Origin of the sequence: Burkholderia sp. BCC0322, assembly GCF_902833045.1 — a bacterium.
In the GTDB taxonomy this organism is placed as follows: Bacteria; Pseudomonadota; Gammaproteobacteria; order Burkholderiales; family Burkholderiaceae; genus Burkholderia.
Genome location: NZ_CADFDU010000002.1, coordinates 592,287 through 609,713, shown reverse-complemented (window position 1 = coordinate 609,713; position 17,427 = coordinate 592,287). Strand labels below are relative to the sequence as shown.

Here is a 17,427-nt window from a genome sequence, read left to right as displayed (position 1 = left end):
CGCTACGCGGACCGCGACATGCCCGCGAACCAGCTTTCGCAGTGGCGCAGCAGCGCGTTCGCATCGGTCGCCGTGCGCCCGCGCGCGGCGACGTAACCATCCGGCCGCAGCAGGTAAAACGACGGCCGCGAGCGGCCGTATTCCTGCGCAAGCCCGGCATCGCCGCCGTCGGCATCGGTGACGCGCCAGACGCGCACCGCATCCGGCATGATGCGTTCGAGCCCCTGCACGAGTGCCTGCGCATCGGCCGGCATCGGCGGCACTGCGCCGGTGTCGGCATTAACCGGCTCTTCCAGCAGCAGCAACGTGAAGCTCGCCGGATCGTGCAGGTCGTATAGCCGCGCCGTTCCGGGCGCCTGACCGAGCGGCCCGTCGAGCACCCGCACGTGCGCGTCGGGTGCCCGCTCGCCTGCACGCGGCCCGCCGTCGAGCACACGCTCGAGCGTGAGCGGACTCTTCCGGTACTGCACGCCCAGCTCGCTGACCGTGCGCCGCACCGCGTCGCGCATCGGCCCGAACGACGCCAGCAGCGGCACGACATGATCGCGCAGCAATTTCATCGCGCCGCGCTCGGCTTCGACGATCTGCGTGACGAAACCGGTCTGCCGCAGCACGTCGCGCTCGATCGGATGACGCTCTGCGTGATACGTGTCGAGCAGCCGCTCAGGCGTGCCCGCGCCGAGCACGCGCGCGAGCTTCCAGCCGAGATTGAATGCTTCCTGGATGCCGGTGTTCATGCCCTGCGCGCCCGCCGGGCTGTGGACGTGCGCGGCGTCGCCCGCAAAGAACACCCGCCCGTCACGCAGCCGATCGATCATCCGGCTGTGCAGGTGAAAATAGGACGACCACGCGAGATCGCTCGGCGAGATCGATGCACCGGCACGGGCACGCACGATCGCGTCGCATTCCGCCAGCGACGGAGTCGGCCCATCGGGTGACGCGTCGCTGCCGGGCGGCCGGTCGGCCACGAGCCGGTAACGGCCGCCTCCCATGGGAAACAGGCCGGCGATGCCTTCGGGCGTCGTGAACAGATGGATCTCTTCGTCCGGCCAGTCGGGTATCGCCGCGAAATCGGCAAGCAGGAAAGTCTGCTCGAACGCATGCCCGGTGAAGCCCAGGCCGAGCAGATGCCTGACCGTGCTGTGTGCGCCGTCGGCCGCGATCAGGTACGACGGGGCGAACGATTCGACGCGACCGTCGGCGCAGCGGATCGACACGTCGAGCGACGCGCCGACGGCTTCGCACGCGGTCAGCGTCGCGCCGCGCTCGACCGTCACGCCGAGCCGGGCCAGGTGCTCGGCGAGCAGGCGCTCGGTGACGGTCTGGTCGAGAAACAGCAGGTACGGATAGCGCGTTTGCAGCGGATCGAAATCGAGCCGCGCGATCACGCGGCCGTTGGCATGCAGCGCGGCCGCATGCGCACGATGGCCGAGCGCGAGAAACGGTTCGACCGCGCGATGCTGCTCCAGCAGTTCGAGCGTGCGCGGCTGGATGCCGATCGCACGCGAGTGCGGCGCGGGGGCGGCGAGCCGATCGATGACGCGCACCGGCACGCGGGCCCGCGCGAGGCTCATCGCCGCGGCAAGGCCGGTCGGCCCCGCGCCGACGATCAGCACGGGCGGGATATCGGGCAGTGTGTCAGCCATGAGAACCTCGATGACACGCGACCCTGCAAGTCTACGCCGCTCCGCGTGACGGGGCCATATGCCGATCGGCCGATGCGCGGCAGCGCCGCGCGGTGTGGGAAAATACGCGCTTTCCGTCAGTTATCGCGTTATGGATTCCGCATTCGACCGGGCGTATGCCGCACACCGCGCGGGCCGCCTCGCCGAGGCCGAGCACGGCTATCGCAACGCGCTCGCCTCCAACCCCGCCGACGCCGACGCGCTGCACCTGTTCGGCGTACTGCGGCACCAACAGGGCCAGCACGCCGAGGCGGCCGATCTCGTCGGCCGCGCCGTCGCGCTGCGGCCGAACGATGCCGCGCTGCAGCTCAATCTCGGCAACACGCTGAAGGCACTCGGCCGGCTCGACGAAGCGGTCGACCGCTTTCGCAATGCGCTGACGCTCGCGCCCGAATTTCCGCTCGCGCACTACAACCTCGGCAACGCGTATGCGGCGCTGCAGCGCCACGACGATGCGATCGATGCATTTGGCCGCGCGCTCCGGCTCACGCCCGACGATGCATCGATCCACAACAATCTCGGCAACGCGCTGAACGCGCTCGGCCGCCACGACGACGCGCTCGCCGCGTTCCGTCGTGCGCTCGAGTTGCGGCCCGGGCATGCGGGGGCGCACAACAACCTCGCGATGGCGCTGAACGCGATGGGCCGCGCCGACGACGCGATCGCGCACTTCCAGGCAGCGATTGCCGCGCAGCCGCGTTTCGTCGCCGCCCATTTCAATCTCGGCAACACGTTCGATGCGGTCGGCCGACATGCCGAGGCGGCGGCCGCGTTCGAAGCCGCGCTGGCGCTGCATCCACCGTTTCCGCTCGCGCTGTTCGGGCTCGCGAACGCACTGAGCGCGCAGGCACGCCACCGCGATGCGCTGCCCTACTACGAGCGCGCCGTCGGGCTCGATCCGTCATTCAGCCTGGCCTGGCTGAACCTCGGCAACGCACACCACGCGCTCGGTGCGCACGAGATGGCGCTGCGCGCATTCGACCAGGCGCTGCGCGTCGCGCCCGATCTCACGCTGGCACGGCTGCACCGCGCGGTCACGCTGCTGACGCTCGGCGACTTCACGCGTGGCCTGCCCGCTTACGAGGCGCGCCACGACACGCCGGGCGCGACGCCGCTCGGCACACTGCCGCGCTGGCAAGGCGAGCCGATTGCATCGCGCACGCTGCTGATCCGGGCAGAACAGGGCTTCGGCGACACGCTGCAGTTCGTCCGCTTCGTGCCGCTTGCCCGTGCACGCTGCGCGCGCGTCGTGCTCGAAGTCCAGCCGGAACTCGTTACGCTGCTGGCGCCGGCCGCGTCGCGCTGGCGCGTGACGCTCGTCGCTCAGGGCGCCGCGAAACCGCCTGCCGCAGATGTCGCGTGCACGCTGATGAGCCTGCCGTTCCTGCTCGGGCTTCAGACGAAGGAGGACATCGTCGCAGGCGCGCGCTACCTCGATGCGCCCGACGGCGCCGGCCGGCGCTTTCGCGGCTCGCTCGGCGGTCAGTCGAAGCGCAAGTTCGGCCTCGCGTGGTCGGGGCGCCGACAGACGCAGGAAAACCGCTCGATGCCGTTCGACGCGCTCGCACCGTTGCTCGCGCTGCCCGACATCGACTGGATCGTGCTGCAGCCCGCACTCGACGACAACGAACGCGTGCGCGTCGACGCGCATCCGCGCGTGCATCGGCTCGACGGCCGGCTGAACGACTTTGCCGACACGGCCGCGCTGATCGAGCGGCTCGATGGCGTCGTCACGATCGATACGGCGGTCGCGCACCTCGCCGGCGCGCTCGGCAAGCCGCTGTGGGTGATGCTGCCGTTCGCGCCCGACTGGCGCTGGTTCACCGGCGACGACTGCCCGTGGTATCCGCAGGCCAGACTCGCCCGCCAGCCCGCGCCGGGGCAATGGCTCGACGTGACGGCGGCCATCGCCGACATGCTGCGCGAAGCCTGAGCGCAGACGAAAAAAAGGGAGCGCGCCGCGCTCCCTTTCTCATTGCAATGCGTGCGGCCGGCGCCCCGCGCGTTAGCCCGGTGCCGGTCAGGCCGCCTTGTACTGGTTGCGCGCCTCGGACGTGCGATACAGCACGAGTGTCGCAATCAGTCCGCAAATCGCGGCAACGCTGAGCCACAGCCCCGGCGCCGCCTTGTTCCCGGTCTGATGAATCAGCAGCGTCGAGATCGCGGGCGTGAAGCCGCCGATCGTCGTCGCCAGGCTGTATGCGAGCGAGAAACCGGCCGTGCGCACGTCGGCCGGCATGACCTCGGTGAGCGCGACGACCATCGCCCCGTTATACGACGCATAAAGGAATGACAACCACAGCTCGACCGCGAGCAACCGCAGGAACGACGGATCGCCGACGAGCCACAGCACGGCCGGGTAAGCCGTCAACAGCGTCAGTACCGTGAATGCGATCAGCACCGGGCGGCGGCCGATGCGATCGGACAACGCACCGGACAGCGGCAGCCACACGAGATTGGAAATCCCGACGCAGACGGTCACGACGAGCGCGTCGAGCGACGACAGGTGCAGCACTTCCTTGCCGAACGTCGGTGTATAGGCGGTGATCATGTAGAACGACACCGTCGTCATGATCACCATTCCCATCCCCGCCACCACGACGCCCCAGTTGTCGAGCATCGAACGCATGATCTCGCCCATCGTCGGACGATGACGCTTCGCGAGGAACTCGTCGGTCTCCTTCAGCGAACGCCGGATCAGGAACAGGAACGGCACGATCAGGCAGCCGATCAGGAACGGAATGCGCCAGCCCCACGCGGTCATCTCCTCGACCGGCAGCGCGCGGTTCAGCAGCACGCCGACGAACGCGGCGAACACGACGGCCACCTGCTGGCTGCCCGACTGCCACGACGTATAGAACCCCTTGTGGCCCTTCGTCGCGATCTCGGACAGGTAGACCGACACGCCGCCGAGCTCGACGCCCGCCGAGAAGCCCTGCAGCAGCCGGCCGAGCAGCACGAGTGCCGGCGCGAGCACGCCGATCGTCGCATAGCCGGGTATCGCGGCCACCGTGAGCGTGCCGAGCGCCATCAGCCCGAGCGTGAGGATCAGCCCCTTGCGGCGGCCGTGATGGTCGATGTACGCGCCGAGCACGATCGCGCCGACCGGCCGCATCAGGAAGCCCGCGCCGAATACCGACAGCGACAGCATCAAAGACGCGAACGCGTTGCCGCTCGGAAAGTAGGTTTTCGCGATGGCCGACGCGTAATACCCGTAGACCATGAAATCGTACATTTCCAGGAAGTTGCCGCTGACGACCCGGAACACGGTGCGGAATTTCGATTCCTGCGCGGCGGCGTGTGAAGCTGTGGACATGTTTTTCTCGCTCAGCTCGGATGGCGCGAATTCGCGCCGTATGGGTCCGACGACGCTCGCGGCGCCGGGCCGGGCCGGCGCGCACGGGCATCGCTGCCCGCCGGCGACGCGCCGCGCAACGACGCGCGCACCGGCATGGTTCGCGAATGATGCCACGCGAAGCCGACATTTGCCTTGTGGCACCCCCGGCCGTCGCCATCGGCGCCTTCATCTCGTACAAGTCGTCCCAATACTGAAGCAAAAATCAGATTGGTCCGATCGACCGACTCTCGCCTGCTGACCACAATGTCACGATTCCCGACGATCTTTCCGCGCCGCAGCCAGCACGGTTGCCCGTGTCGCACGGTATACCGCCCTCATGACCCCATCACCGTTCGTCCCCGTCGAAGGCGCGCTCGCCCGCCCTCGCGTCGCCCCGCTGGATCACGTTCCGCCGTTCGGCCGCGAATGGACCTTTCGCGGCGCGCCCGGTGCGAGGCCCGGCAAGCACTGCCTGGCCACGCTGACGACGTCCTGCATCGACGTCAACCGGCCGCACCGCGCGTGCCGCTGGCAGCCACGGCCCGTCGCGGCATCGATGCCGATTTCGGCAGGCACGCCGGTCGTGCCGGCTGCCGTTGCCGGCACGCGCATCCGACGTACCGTCAGACGCTCTCGCGACCGGCGTGCGATGTACGCAGTCTGCTGGAGCATCGGCGCGTTCGGCGTCATCGGCTGGCTGATCGCCGCGCACGAACCGCCTACGGGCTTCGGGCCCGCACACACGATCCAGATCGCCGACGTTGCGCCGGACCACACCACGTTATCGACCGGCACCTTGCGGATTGCCGCGGTTCAGTCCGGTACGTCGACAAACACGTCACCGCAGCGCACGGTGGCGACACCTGTCGCGGAAACCGCAGAATCACCAGCGGCCGCGCACCCCGCCGCGCCTCGTCCAGCGTCGCCTCAACCGGGGGCGACGTTCGGCGTGCAGCGCACCGCCACGGCATCGCCGCTTCAAACAAACGGCTCGCGCACGACGGCAGCACCGCACCGGTCGCCGACCGTGCCACGGCTGGCTGCACGTCCGCCAGCCCCGAGCGATGCAGCCAACACCCACACACGCGATCGGCTCGCCCCGCCGCCGCACGCAACGGACACATACGATGCGCGCGACACGCTCGACGATCCGGTCACGCTGATCGCAATGGCAAATGCGCTGCGCGTCGCGCAACCTGCCCGTGCGACGCACGCGCCCGCCGCCGGTTTCGACTGGACATCGCAACTGTCCCATCGCCGCGTGACCGACATACCGGACGCGTTCGCGCGCTGACGGTCGCCCAATAAAAAACCCGGCGAAGATCGCTTCGCCGGGTTTCGCTCGTCTCTCTCCGTCCGTCCGACGAATCGTTACTTGTGCGAGGGCAGCCCCGTCTCGGTCTGCTTCTCGAGTTGCCGCACCTGCTCCTGCAGATCGCGCAACTGCATCTGTGCAGCCCGTTTCTCGACCTGCAGCGCCTGTGCCTGCTCCTGTGCCGACCGCTGCCGCTGCGCGACTTCAGCCTGCTGGCTGCGCGCAACGCTCAGGTCGGCCTGCAACTGCTGCGCACGATTCGCCTGCAGCGCAATCACGCGCTCGAGAAACGCCTTCTGCGCCTGCAGCTCGGTACGGCGGAGCTCGATATCCGCGAGTTGCACGGTCTGCTGAACGAAGTTCGCGTACACCATCTCCGCGCGATTCTTTTCCTGCGACCGGATCACGCGCCACAGGTGCTTGTCCTGGAACAGCGCGACGTAGTACGTCATCTCGCGCGGATCGAACATCAGGCTCGCACCGTAGCTGCCGTTGTACGTCGTGCGCATCTCGACGATCCGGCCGTCGTGCAGCATCTGCGTCAGCTCGGCGACGTTGCCTAGCGCGCTTGCGTCCGAGGCGGATGCCGCCGACGCCGCATCGCCGCTCAGGCTCGTAACCGCCGGACGCGTACCGGCGACCGGCGCGGTCGCGTCGGCGGACCAAGCCGCGCCCGCTTGCGCGCAGGCGGCCAGTGCAACGATCCACGTTGCGCATCGTGCAGGGGAAAAATTTCGGAAAGCCAACGTCAGACTCCGGCGAACGAATCGGAACTCGCGATTATCGTTCAAAACGAAACGGCCGCATCTCGAATTTATCGGGATGCGGTCGGCCCTCGTGCGATACGAAGAATGTAGCTTGCTACAGGCGGGTATCACGCGCCGCGCGCAGGAACGCATCGAGCAGCGGCGTGCAGTCGAGCAGCTCCGAGCCGCCCGCACGATGGAACTCGGGGTGCCATTGCACGCCGACGACGAATGGCGAACGCCGATGGCGGATGCCCTCGATGATCCCGTCGCCGGCCGACACGGCCTCGATGTTCAGGTCGCGGCCGAGATCGCGGATCGCCTGATGGTGAATCGAGTTCACGATCGCTTCGCTGCGCCCGGGGAACATGCTCGCGAGCGTCGACGAATCCGGGAAGCGGATTGCATGACGATGCTGGTCGTAATGCTCGCTCACGTGCGCATTCGCGGTCGGCACATCGGTGGCGATGTCCTGGTACAGCGAGCCGCCAAACGCGACGTTGATCAACTGGCAGCCACGGCACACGCCGAGGACGGGTTTGCCGGATTCGACGAACTCGTGCAGCAGCTCGAGCTCGTACATGTCGCGCACGCGATCGCCCGGCCATTCCGGGCGTGCGTCGGACGCGGCGTAGGTTTGCGGCGATACGTCGGCGCCACCCTGCAGCAACAGGCCGTCGAGATGCTTCGCGTAGTCGCGCAGGCGGATGTTGCTCGGGTGAATCATGCCCTGGTGGCCGACGGTCGGAATCATGAACACGAGCACGTCACGCGACATCACCCAGTGCGCGATCGATTCCTCGAGATACTGCAGCGTCTTGCCCCGCAGCCCCTTCGCCCCCGGCTCCGGATGGAAGATCCGCGCCGACACGCCGATGCGCAGCGTGCGCTGCGTGATGCGCTGGCCGGCACGGTCGAACAGCCGGCGGGCGCGCGCGGCCACGATCCGGCCGAACACCGACCACGGCGTGTCGCTCTGCTTCAGGTACGCAGGCGGAGCATGCTGCGCGCTCGCGGGCGGTGGGCGCGGCGTGTCGAAATCGGGCTGTGCGCCGAATCCGGGTGGCGGCGTTCCAGCCTTCGGCGGCGCGACCGCAGCAGCGCCATCGACGGCGGCGCCTGTCGCACCGGACGCAGCCGTAACCGGTGACGCGCCGTCAGCAGCGACGTTCTGCGCGGCGGCCTGGGCTGCCGGCGCATCGGGCGCTTTCGCCGAATCGGTACGGGGAGAATCGGAAGAAACGGAGGAGGTGCCGGGCAGACCGGCCGGGGAAGGCGTGTTTTCGCTCATGACGATGGTCTGGTACGTCGCTCACGCGTATGGATAAACGAGGATTCATTATGCTTCAGCGCACGATCGAGCGGCAAACCCGCAACATCCTGTCGATATTGTTGCAAGTCGGCGGCAAACTGCGGCGGACGGCGTCCCCGCGAGCGCGCCGGCAACGCGGGTGCGTCACGCGCCGGTACTGGACACCAGTGATATATCACAATAATATCCAGGCATTGTCCACGCTTCCCGATCGCCCGCGCCATGATCGTGCCCCGTCTGGCCACCGCGCCGCACCCCGCATGAATGCCCTGACCGACGTCACCCGCCAGCGCCCAGCCGCACCGTCGGGCAGCCTCGCCGACCGGGCGTACGCGCTGATCCAGCGCGACATCATCACAATGTGCCTGAAGCCCGGCGCCGCCCTCAACGAAGCCGACCTCGTCGCCCGCACCGGCATCGGCCGCACGCCGGTACATCAGGCCGTGCACCGGCTCGTGCTCGAAGGGCTGCTGTCCGTGATGCCCCGCAAGGGACTGATGGTGCAGCCGCTGTCGCTCGACGACATCGTCGCGGTGATCGACGTGAGGCGCATCAACGAAGCACACTGCGCGGAACTCGCCGTGCGCCATGCGACCCCGGACGATCTCGCGCATCTGGCCGCGCTGCTCGACGCTGGGCAGGCGTGCGTCGACACCCACGACGTCGAAGGCATGATGGAACTCGACCGCGCGTTCCACCAGGCGATCGCCACGGCCGCGCGCAATTCGGTCCTCGCCGACATCCTGCGCGCACTGCACGAGCGCTCGCTGCGCTTCTGGTTCGTCACGCTGTCCGAACCTCACCATCTCGCCGACGTCCAGCACGAACATCGCGAACTGTTCGATCGGCTATCCGCGCGTGACGCCCCCGGCGCGCGCGCGGCCGTCGAAAGCCATATCGATTCGTTCCGCTCCACGCTTCTTCAACATCTTCGCCCCTGAGCCGCCCATGACCACGTTCACGCCCTTCCCCCCGCTCGCCCAGCTCGCCGCCGACCTCGCCGCCGGCCGGACCACGAGCCGCGCGCTCGTCGATACCGCGCTCGACCGGATCACCGATCCGTCGGGCCAGGGCGCGGTCGTCTTTACCGAAGTCGATGCCGACAACGCGCGCGCGGCCGCCGACGCGCACGACCGGCTGCGCGCCGCGGGCACCGTGCTGTCGCCGCTCGCGGGCATTCCCGTGTCGGTCAAGGACCTGTTTGACGTCGCGGGCCAGGTGACGCGCGCGGGTTCGCGCGTGCTCGACGGCGCGCCGGCCGCCCGCACGGACGCAGTCGCCGTCGCGCGACTCAAGCGCGCGGGCGCGGTGCTGGTCGGCCGCACCAACATGAGCGAGTTCGCATTCTCCGGGCTCGGGCTGAATCCGCACTTCGGCCATCCGCACTCGCCGTACCACCGCGACGTGCCGGGCGACGCGCGGATTTCCGGCGGCTCGTCGTCCGGCGCGGCCGCGTCCGTCGCCGACGGGATGGCCGCCATCGCGCTCGGCACCGACACCGGCGGCTCGATTCGCATTCCGGCCGCGCTGTGCGGGCTGACGGGCTTCAAGCCGACCGCGAGCCGGATCCCGACGCAAGGCGGCGTGCCGCTGTCGACGACGCTCGACTCGTTCGGCCCGATCGGCCTGACGGTCGCCTGCTGTGCACTCGTCGACCGGATACTCGCAGGCCTCGAACCGCACGTGCCGGCCGCCCGGCCGCTCGAAGGCGTGCGGCTCGGCGTGCTGACGAACTACGTGACGGACGGCGTCGACGCCGACGTCGTGGCGGCACTCGACGCCGCGCTCAAGCATCTCGAAGCCGCCGGCGCGATCGTCACGGAAGTGCGCTTTCCCGCGCTCGACCGGCTGCCGGACATCAACCGCTTCGGCTTCTCGCCGATCGAGGCCTACGCATGGCATCGCCCGCTGCTCGCCAAGCATCGCGACCAGTACGACCCGCGCGTGCTCACCCGGATCCTGAAGGGCGAACCCGCGACCGCGGCCGACTATCTCGACCTGCTCGCCGCGCGCACGGCGATGCTCGACGAAGCCGCCCACACGGTCTGGTCGCGCTTCGATGCACTCGTCGCGCCGACGGTGCCGGTCGTGCCGCCGCGCATCGCCGATCTCGAAGCGGACGACGCCGCGTTCACGCGCACCAACGCGCTGATCCTGCGCAACCCGAGCGCGTTCAACTTCCTCGACGCGTGCGCGCTGTCGCTGCCCTGCCATCCGCGCGACGCGGCGCCGGTCGGGCTGATGCTCGCGGCCGCACCGCATCGCGACGACGCGCTGCTCTCGATCGGCCAGGCGGTCGAGGCCGTGCTGAACACGATCCGCTGACCGCGGCCAACCGACCGCCGGCGGACAGGACGCGCGGTGCGGCAGGTTGCCGCACGCGCGCTGTCAGTTTCGTGCCAGACCGTTCGCGCTAAAATCGCGCGATTGTTTTCCGGACCGACCCACGAGGAACCCCGCCGACATGAACGACTACACGCTCGCACTCCGCCGCGAACGCCGCCTGCTGATGCTGCTCGGATGGGTGTGCATCGCCCTGCTGGCCGGTGCGCTCTACCTGCAGTACGTGAAGAACGAAGATCCGTGCCCGCTGTGCATCATCCAGCGCTACTTCTTCTGCGCGATCGGGATCTTCGCGTTCCTGGCCGCCGGGATCCGCAACTGGCGCGGCGTCTGGGTGCTCGAGCTGCTGATCGCGATCGCCGCGGCCGGCGGCGTCGGCACGGCCGCTCGGCACCTGTCGATCCAGATGAACCCGGGCTTCAGCTGCGGCTTCGACACGCTGCAGCCGATCGTCGACAGCCTGCCGCCCGCGCATTGGTTCCCCGGCATGTTCAAGGTCGCCGGGCTGTGCGAGACCGTCTACCCGCCGATCCTCGGCATCCTGCTGCCCGGCTGGTCGCTGATCGGCTTCGCCGTGATCCTGATCGCGGTCGTCGCGAGCCTCTGGCGCCATCGCCGCAAGCTCGTGGGCTGACCGGCCGGTTTCGACCGGCCTGTACGCGGCCCGCTCGCCTGCTCGCCCGGGCCGCATCTGGGCCGTCAAGCGTAAACACCTACTCCGCCGCCGCCCGGATCTCCGGGCGAACGCGCATCGTGCGACTTCCGCGCCGCTCCCCGCCACGCCTGCGTTTCAGCCCGATGTGCACGCATCGGCGCCCCGATCCCGCGCGGCGGGCCTATGATCGACATGATCGCCTCCTGATAGCCCGGATCACCGCCACGCGATGTTCCCGCCGCCCTGCGGTGCTATCTTCATGACCGGATGGCGATCTACGTGCGCGAGGCCAGGCGGTCTCACTCCCCCTGCGTAACGCGCGCCCGATCCGCAATGTCGACTGGATTCATCATGACAACGCAAACCATCCGCATCCGTCACTCTCATGGCGTCCGCGCATCCGGCGGTGCCGTCCGCGAACGCCGTCCGCGCGCTGCCGCCTCACCGCATCGGCCGTGCGGCCGGCCCGCCTCGCTCCCGTCCGTCATCGTTGCCGCCACGCTCGCCAGCCCGCGCCGCGTGTCCTGCCACGTCGCCCCGAACGGAGCGTGCTGATGGAAGCCTGGCTCGGCGATCTGCAGCAACTGCTCGCGCATGGCGAAGCGGCCGTGCTCGTGACGGTCGCGCATACCGACGGCTCCGCACCGCGCGAAGCCGGCACCAAGATGCTCGTCACGCGCGACACGGCCCGCCATACGATCGGCGGCGGTCATCTGGAATGGAAGGCGATCGAGATCGCGCGGCATCTGCTGAAGGATGGCGCGCACGTGCCGCACGCGCGCCGGCTCGAGCGGCTCGCACTCGGCCCGAGCCTCGGCCAGTGCTGCGGCGGCGCGGTGGTGCTCGCCTTCGAGCGGCTCGATGTGGGCGATCTCGGCTGGATCATGTCGCTCGCGAAGCGTGTCGCGGCCGGCGCCGCGACCGTGCGTAGCGTATCATTCGGCCCCTCGCCGGGCGCGCCGCTGTTGAGCGAGCCCGAATCGGAAGCCGCACGTGCCGACTGCCTGCTGTGGGAAACCGGCGGCGTGTCGCTGATGACCGAAACGATCGCGCCGTATGCGTTCCCCGTCGTCCTGTTCGGCGCCGGGCACATCGGCACCGCGCTCGTGAAGGTACTGGCGACGCTGCCGTGCCACGTGCGCTGGATCGACGGACCGGATGCGGCGTTCCCGCCGGCGGACGCGCTCGCCGGCATCGGCAACCTCGCGATCGAAGCGGCCGCTGCCCCGGCCGACGCGGTCGACACGGCACCGCCGCAGTCCTACTTCGTCGTGATGACGCATGACCACGCACTCGATTTCGTGCTGGCCGAGCGCATCCTGCGGCGCGGTGACTATGTGTACTTCGGGATGACCGGCTCGCACGCGAAACGCGTGCAGTTCGATCATCGGCTCGCAGCCATCGGCATCGACCCGGCCCAGGTCGCACGGATGCGCTGCCCGATCGGTGTCGAAGGCATCATCGACAAGGCGCCCGAAGTGATCGCGATCTCGGTGGCGGCGCAATTGCTGCAGGCCGTCGAGGCAAACGCGAACGCGTCCGCGCAGGCTTCCCCTACCTATTGACCGACCAAGAACGACGCCATGACCCCGACATTCAAGGACAAGATTGCCCGCGCACCGAAAGCGGAGCTGCACATCCATATCGAAGGCTCGCTCGAGCCCGAACTGATTTTTGCGCTCGCGCAGCGCAACGGCGTGAAGCTCGCGTACGACTCGATCGACGCGCTGCGCGCCGCGTACGCGTTCACCGACCTGCAGTCGTTCCTCGACATCTATTACGCAGGCGCGAGCGTGCTGCTGACCGAGCAGGATTTCTACGACATGACGGCCGCGTACTGCGAACGCGCGCTCGCCGACAACGTCGTCCACACCGAACTGTTCTTCGACCCGCAGACGCACACCGAACGCGGCGTGCCGATCGAGACGGTCGTCGCGGGCATCGAGCGCGCACTCGCCGACGCCGAGCAGCGCGGACTGTCGAGCAAGCTGATTCTGTGCTTCCTGCGCCACCTGTCCGAAGAGGACGCGCTCGCGACGTTCGAATCCGCGCTGCCGCTGTTCGAGCGCTATCGCCATCGCCTGATCGGCGTGGGCCTCGATTCGTCCGAGCTCGGCCATCCGCCGACGAAGTTCGCACGCGTGTTCGAGAAAGCGCGCGCGCTCGGGCTGAAACTCGTCGCCCACGCGGGCGAGGAAGGCCCGCCCGCGTACATCTATGAAGCGCTCGACGTGCTGAAGGTCGACCGGATCGACCACGGCGTGCGCAGCATCGAGGACGCGGCACTCGTCGAGCGTCTCGCCAGGACGCGCACGGCGCTCACCGTGTGCCCGCTGTCGAACCTGAAGCTTTGCGTGTTCGACGACATGGCGAAGCACACGCTGAAGGCGCTGCTCGATCGCGGCGTCGCGGTGACGATCAACTCCGACGATCCGGCCTATTTCGGCGGCTACGTCAATGAAAACTACTTCGCGACGGTCGCGGGGCTGCAACTCACGGATGCCGAAGTCCAGGCGGTGATCCGCAACGGCTTCGAGGCGTCGTTCGTCGACCCGGCGCAGCGCGACGCGCTGATCGCGCGCCTCGACGCGTACTGGCAAGCCGCGTGACGGCCGGCATCGAGGTGCGCTAGACAGATGAAACACGGCTACGGCATCCGCTTCGCGACTCCCGGCCCGGCCTTGCGCCGGGGCGATCGCGTGCGTGCCCGAGCGGCGACGGCGCCGTTCGTCGTCGCGCGCGCGTGCCTGCCGTCGCGATTTGCCGTTGCGCTCGCCACCGCATCGGGCGCGAGCACAACGGCTGCGAGGCCCGCCGGCAACCACTCGCTGGCGGCTTCGGCCGCCACGTTCGCCCGCGCTTTCGCATCCGGTCGTGCCGCACGCAGCGTGCCGTGCCCGCTCGCCAGTCGCCGCCTTGCCCTCGTGCGACGTCGCTCGTTTTCTTCTGTTCGCCTTACCTTGATGCAGGACCATTCGTCATGACGCAAACCGCTTTTCGTTCCCAGCTGCTGACCTTCAACGGCGACCCGGCGCAATCGAGCCAGGCCGCGAACTACGAGACCGACGGCCTCCTGGTCGTCGACGACGGCAAGGTCGTCGCGGCTGGCCGGTACGCGCAGCTCGCCGCGACGCTCGCGCGCGACGCGATCGTCCATGACCTGCGCGACAAGCTGATCGTGCCCGGCTTCATCGACACGCACATCCACTATCCGCAGACCGACATGATCGCGTCGCCGGCGCCGGGCCTGCTGCCGTGGCTCGACAAGTACACGTTCCCGACCGAGCGCCAGTTCGGCGATCCCGAGCATGCGCGCGAAGTCGCCGACTTCTTCGTCGACGAACTGCTCGCCTGCGGCACCACGAGCGCGCTCGTCTACTGCACGGTGCACAAGCAGTCGGCCGATGCGCTGTTCGCGGCCAGCGACGCGCGCGACCTGCGAATGATCGCGGGCAAGGTGCTGATGGACCGCAACTGCCCCGAATTCCTGCGCGATACCGCGCAATCGGGTTATGACGACAGCGCCGAGCTGATCGGCCGCTGGCACGGCAAGGGTCGCCAGATGTACGCGCTCACGCCGCGCTTCGCGCCGACGTCGACCGAGGCGCAGCTCGAGGCGTGCAGCGAACTCGCGCGCCGCCATCCGGACGTGTTCGTGCAGAGCCATGTCGCGGAGAACGTCGACGAGGTGAAATGGGTGGCCGAGCTGTTCCCCGGCCATCGCAGCTATCTCGACATCTACGACCGCTACGGGCTGCTGCGCCCGCGCGCGGTGTACGGCCACTGCATCCACCTCGACGACGAGGACCGCCGCCGGATGGCCGAAACGCGCACCGTCGTCGCACACTGCCCGACGTCGAATTTCTTCCTCGGCAGCGGGCTGTTCGATTTCGACAAGGCCGGTGAATACGACGTGCCCGTCACGCTCGCGACCGACGTAGGCGGCGGCACGTCGTTCTCGATGCTGCAGACGATGAACGAAGCGCACAAGGTCGCGCGGCTGTCGGGCCACCACCTGACCGCGACGCGGATGTTCTGGCTCGCGACGGCCGGCGCCGCGCAGGCGCTCGACCTCACCGATACGGTAGGCACGCTCGCACCGCGCACCGAGGCCGACTTCGTCGTGCTCGATCCGCAGGCCACGCCGCTGCTCGCGCGCCGTACGAAACGCGCGGATTCGCTCGAGGAGCTGCTGTTCGCCTTTGCGCTGCTTGGCGACGACCGTGCTGTGTACCGCACCTATGCGGCCGGCAAGCTCGTCCACGAGCGCGGCGCGGCACGCCGCCCCGCCGCGTAACGACCTGCCGGGGTTCGCCCCGGCACGCGCGGGCCTCCGCCTCCGCGCCTGCCGGGCCTGCCGTACCGCTGGAGATCGCCGTACGCCGATCCTGCCCCGACCCCGGGCGCAGCGCCCGCCAACCGCTTTCCCGCGCATAACGCGCCATGCTAGAATTCGCCCCTCATTGGGGAGTAGCCGCTCCGCTCGATGTCCCGCGCCCCCGGCGCGCATCGTGACGGAGGCGTCCGTCAACAGACTTGGCCGTACGGCCATGGCGGGCGCAGCCACCTAGGCCTGGCGAGACCGATGGTTCACAGTGCGCCGCATCAGGGCCCGGCGCGCCGTGGATCGTCGCTCGCACGCACAACATCGGCCCGTGGAACCCCATACGTGTCCCAAGCCTTCCTGATCTCCACCGGCGCCGTCGCGCTCGCTGAAATCGGCGACAAGACCCAACTGCTTTCTCTCGTGCTGGCCGCGCGCTATCGCAAGCCGATCCCCATCATCCTTGGCGTGCTCGTCGCGACGCTCGTGAACCACGGTTTCGCCGGCGCGCTCGGCGAATGGCTCGGCGCGCTCGTCACCCCGTCGATCATGCGCTGGGCGCTCGCGTTCTCGTTCATCGCGATGGGGTTGTGGATCCTCGTGCCGGACAAGCTCGATGCCGACGAAGCCAATGCCAACCGTTCGCGGCTCGGCGTGTTCGGTGCGACCCTCGTCGCCTTCTTCCTCGCGGAAATGGGCGACAAGACGCAGATCGCGACCGTCGCGCTGGCCGCGCGCTTCCAGGACTACATCGGTGTCGTGGCCGGCACGACGTTCGGGATGATGCTCGCGAACGTGCCCGCGATCCTGCTGGGCGACCGCTTCGCGCACCGCCTGCCGACAAAGCTCGTCCACGGGATCGCGGCCGTGCTGTTCGTCGTGCTCGGCGCGCTGGCGCTGCTGGGCATCGGGGTCTGACGGGGCGGACGATGGCAGGCGCGGCCGGTCGGCCGCGCCGAGACTGTAGCCGCGTTACTTCGCGGCGGCTGCGCCCGAAGCAGGCGCCACCGGCACCGCGCGCTCGTTGGCGGCCGGCGCCGCCGGACCGCCGCGCTTGTCGACCGGCAGCCGGACCGAACGGACCGCGCCGTTCGACAGCGGGAAATCGGCGAGCGCGCTGCGCGCGAGGAACGGCATCGCGTACAGCAGCGTGCCGTTGTCGCCGGTCGTACGCGCGGACACGTTGTACACCTCCTTGCCCGTCGCGCGCTCGGTGATGCGGATTCCGAGCGTGTAGTCGAACACCTGGTACGTCTGCGCGACGTAGCCGGCCGGCATCGGCCCCCAGGGCCCCCACGGGCCCCACGGCCCGCGCCGCCAGTACGGCCCGGGCGCAAACCACGGATCGTAATAGACCGGCTGCGGCACCGTCACGAGATCGCTGCCGACCGCATAGGTCAGCCCGACGAGGTACCGCGCCTGCGCCTGAGGCACCTGCCGGAACGCATACGTGGACAGTTCGTTCGCGACGATCGGCTCGTAGGTCGACTGCTCGATGCTGTTCTTCTGAGCATCGGTGCGCGTGAATGCATAGGTGCGTGTCGCGTCGCTGCCGCTCCAGTCGGAGAAGGCCGTGACCTGGGTCGTCACGTAGCTGGTGCAGCCGGTCAGCAGCGCCACGCACAGCACCGCCGCCCAGCCCGCACCGCGTTGAATCCATTGGCGTTTCATGTTGATCCTCTTCGATCCGTCACCCGTTCGTCGCACCGC

General features: G+C 68.8%; 15 protein-coding genes and 1 riboswitch. Of the genes, 10 read left to right on the top strand and 5 right to left on the bottom strand.

Going from position 1 to position 17,427, the window contains the following annotated elements; translation table 11 throughout:
• Positions 1-2: 2 nt before the first annotated feature.
• Positions 3-1,646 (bottom strand): FAD-dependent monooxygenase, encoded by a 1,644-nt coding sequence (locus tag HWX39_RS08865; RefSeq protein WP_175967099.1) that lies wholly within the window; start codon positions 1,644-1,646, stop codon positions 3-5.
• 58 nt (positions 1,647-1,704) lie between these two features.
• On the opposite strand from HWX39_RS08865, the gene HWX39_RS08860 reads away from it, so the two are divergent.
• Positions 1,705-3,618 (top strand): tetratricopeptide repeat protein, encoded by a 1,914-nt coding sequence (locus HWX39_RS08860; RefSeq protein ID WP_175967097.1) that lies wholly within the window; start codon positions 1,705-1,707, stop codon positions 3,616-3,618.
• Between the two features lie 87 nt (positions 3,619-3,705).
• Here HWX39_RS08860 and HWX39_RS08855 read toward each other — a convergent pair whose 3' ends face one another.
• Positions 3,706-5,001: an MFS transporter gene (locus tag HWX39_RS08855; protein WP_175967095.1), complete on the bottom strand. Its 1,296-nt coding sequence runs from the start codon at positions 4,999-5,001 to the stop codon at positions 3,706-3,708.
• Positions 5,002-5,359: 358 nt separating this feature from the next.
• Between HWX39_RS08855 and HWX39_RS08850 the strand changes: the two genes are divergently transcribed.
• On the top strand, positions 5,360-6,316 hold the full coding sequence (locus HWX39_RS08850; protein ID WP_175967093.1) for a hypothetical protein: 957 nt from the start codon (positions 5,360-5,362) through the stop codon (positions 6,314-6,316).
• A gap of 77 nt (positions 6,317-6,393) precedes the next feature.
• Here the strand turns inward: HWX39_RS08850 and HWX39_RS08845 are convergent, their stop codons facing one another.
• On the bottom strand, positions 6,394-7,083 hold the full coding sequence (locus tag HWX39_RS08845; RefSeq protein ID WP_175967091.1) for a DUF2968 domain-containing protein: 690 nt from the start codon (positions 7,081-7,083) through the stop codon (positions 6,394-6,396).
• A gap of 115 nt (positions 7,084-7,198) precedes the next feature.
• On the bottom strand, positions 7,199-8,374 hold the full coding sequence (locus HWX39_RS08840) for a type 1 glutamine amidotransferase (RefSeq protein ID WP_175967089.1): 1,176 nt from the start codon (positions 8,372-8,374) through the stop codon (positions 7,199-7,201).
• Between the two features lie 281 nt (positions 8,375-8,655).
• Between HWX39_RS08840 and HWX39_RS08835 the strand changes: the two genes are divergently transcribed.
• From HWX39_RS08835 to HWX39_RS08800, 8 genes are all read left to right on the top strand, one after another.
• Positions 8,656-9,336, top strand: a complete 681-nt coding sequence (locus tag HWX39_RS08835; RefSeq protein WP_175967666.1) for a GntR family transcriptional regulator — start codon at positions 8,656-8,658, stop codon at positions 9,334-9,336.
• A gap of 7 nt (positions 9,337-9,343) precedes the next feature.
• The gene (locus HWX39_RS08830; RefSeq protein WP_175967087.1) at positions 9,344-10,720 is read left to right on the top strand and encodes an amidase; all 1,377 of its coding nucleotides are present in this window, start codon (positions 9,344-9,346) and stop codon (positions 10,718-10,720) included.
• Between the two features lie 139 nt (positions 10,721-10,859).
• Positions 10,860-11,372: a disulfide bond formation protein B gene (locus tag HWX39_RS08825; protein ID WP_175967085.1), complete on the top strand. Its 513-nt coding sequence runs from the start codon at positions 10,860-10,862 to the stop codon at positions 11,370-11,372.
• A gap of 575 nt (positions 11,373-11,947) precedes the next feature.
• Positions 11,948-12,958, top strand: coding sequence for a xanthine dehydrogenase accessory protein XdhC (gene xdhC / locus HWX39_RS08820; RefSeq protein WP_175967083.1), 1,011 nt, complete (start codon positions 11,948-11,950; stop codon positions 12,956-12,958).
• Between the two features lie 18 nt (positions 12,959-12,976).
• Positions 12,977-14,002, top strand: coding sequence for an adenosine deaminase (locus HWX39_RS08815; RefSeq protein WP_175967081.1), 1,026 nt, complete (start codon positions 12,977-12,979; stop codon positions 14,000-14,002).
• Between the two features lie 27 nt (positions 14,003-14,029).
• Positions 14,030-14,377, top strand: a complete 348-nt coding sequence (locus HWX39_RS08810; RefSeq protein WP_175967078.1) for a hypothetical protein — start codon at positions 14,030-14,032, stop codon at positions 14,375-14,377.
• On the top strand, positions 14,374-15,690 hold the full coding sequence (gene guaD, locus HWX39_RS08805; protein ID WP_175967076.1) for a guanine deaminase: 1,317 nt from the start codon (positions 14,374-14,376) through the stop codon (positions 15,688-15,690). The genes HWX39_RS08810 and guaD overlap by 4 nt, the downstream gene beginning before the upstream one ends.
• 156 nt (positions 15,691-15,846) lie before the next feature.
• Positions 15,847-15,984: riboswitch (yybP-ykoY riboswitch) on the top strand.
• A 78-nt stretch (positions 15,985-16,062) separates the two neighbouring features.
• Positions 16,063-16,635 (top strand): TMEM165/GDT1 family protein, encoded by a 573-nt coding sequence (locus tag HWX39_RS08800; RefSeq protein WP_175967074.1) that lies wholly within the window; start codon positions 16,063-16,065, stop codon positions 16,633-16,635.
• A 54-nt stretch (positions 16,636-16,689) separates the two neighbouring features.
• Here HWX39_RS08800 and HWX39_RS08795 read toward each other — a convergent pair whose 3' ends face one another.
• On the bottom strand, positions 16,690-17,388 hold the full coding sequence (locus HWX39_RS08795; RefSeq protein WP_175967072.1) for a DUF4136 domain-containing protein: 699 nt from the start codon (positions 17,386-17,388) through the stop codon (positions 16,690-16,692).
• Positions 17,389-17,427 lie beyond the last annotated feature (39 nt).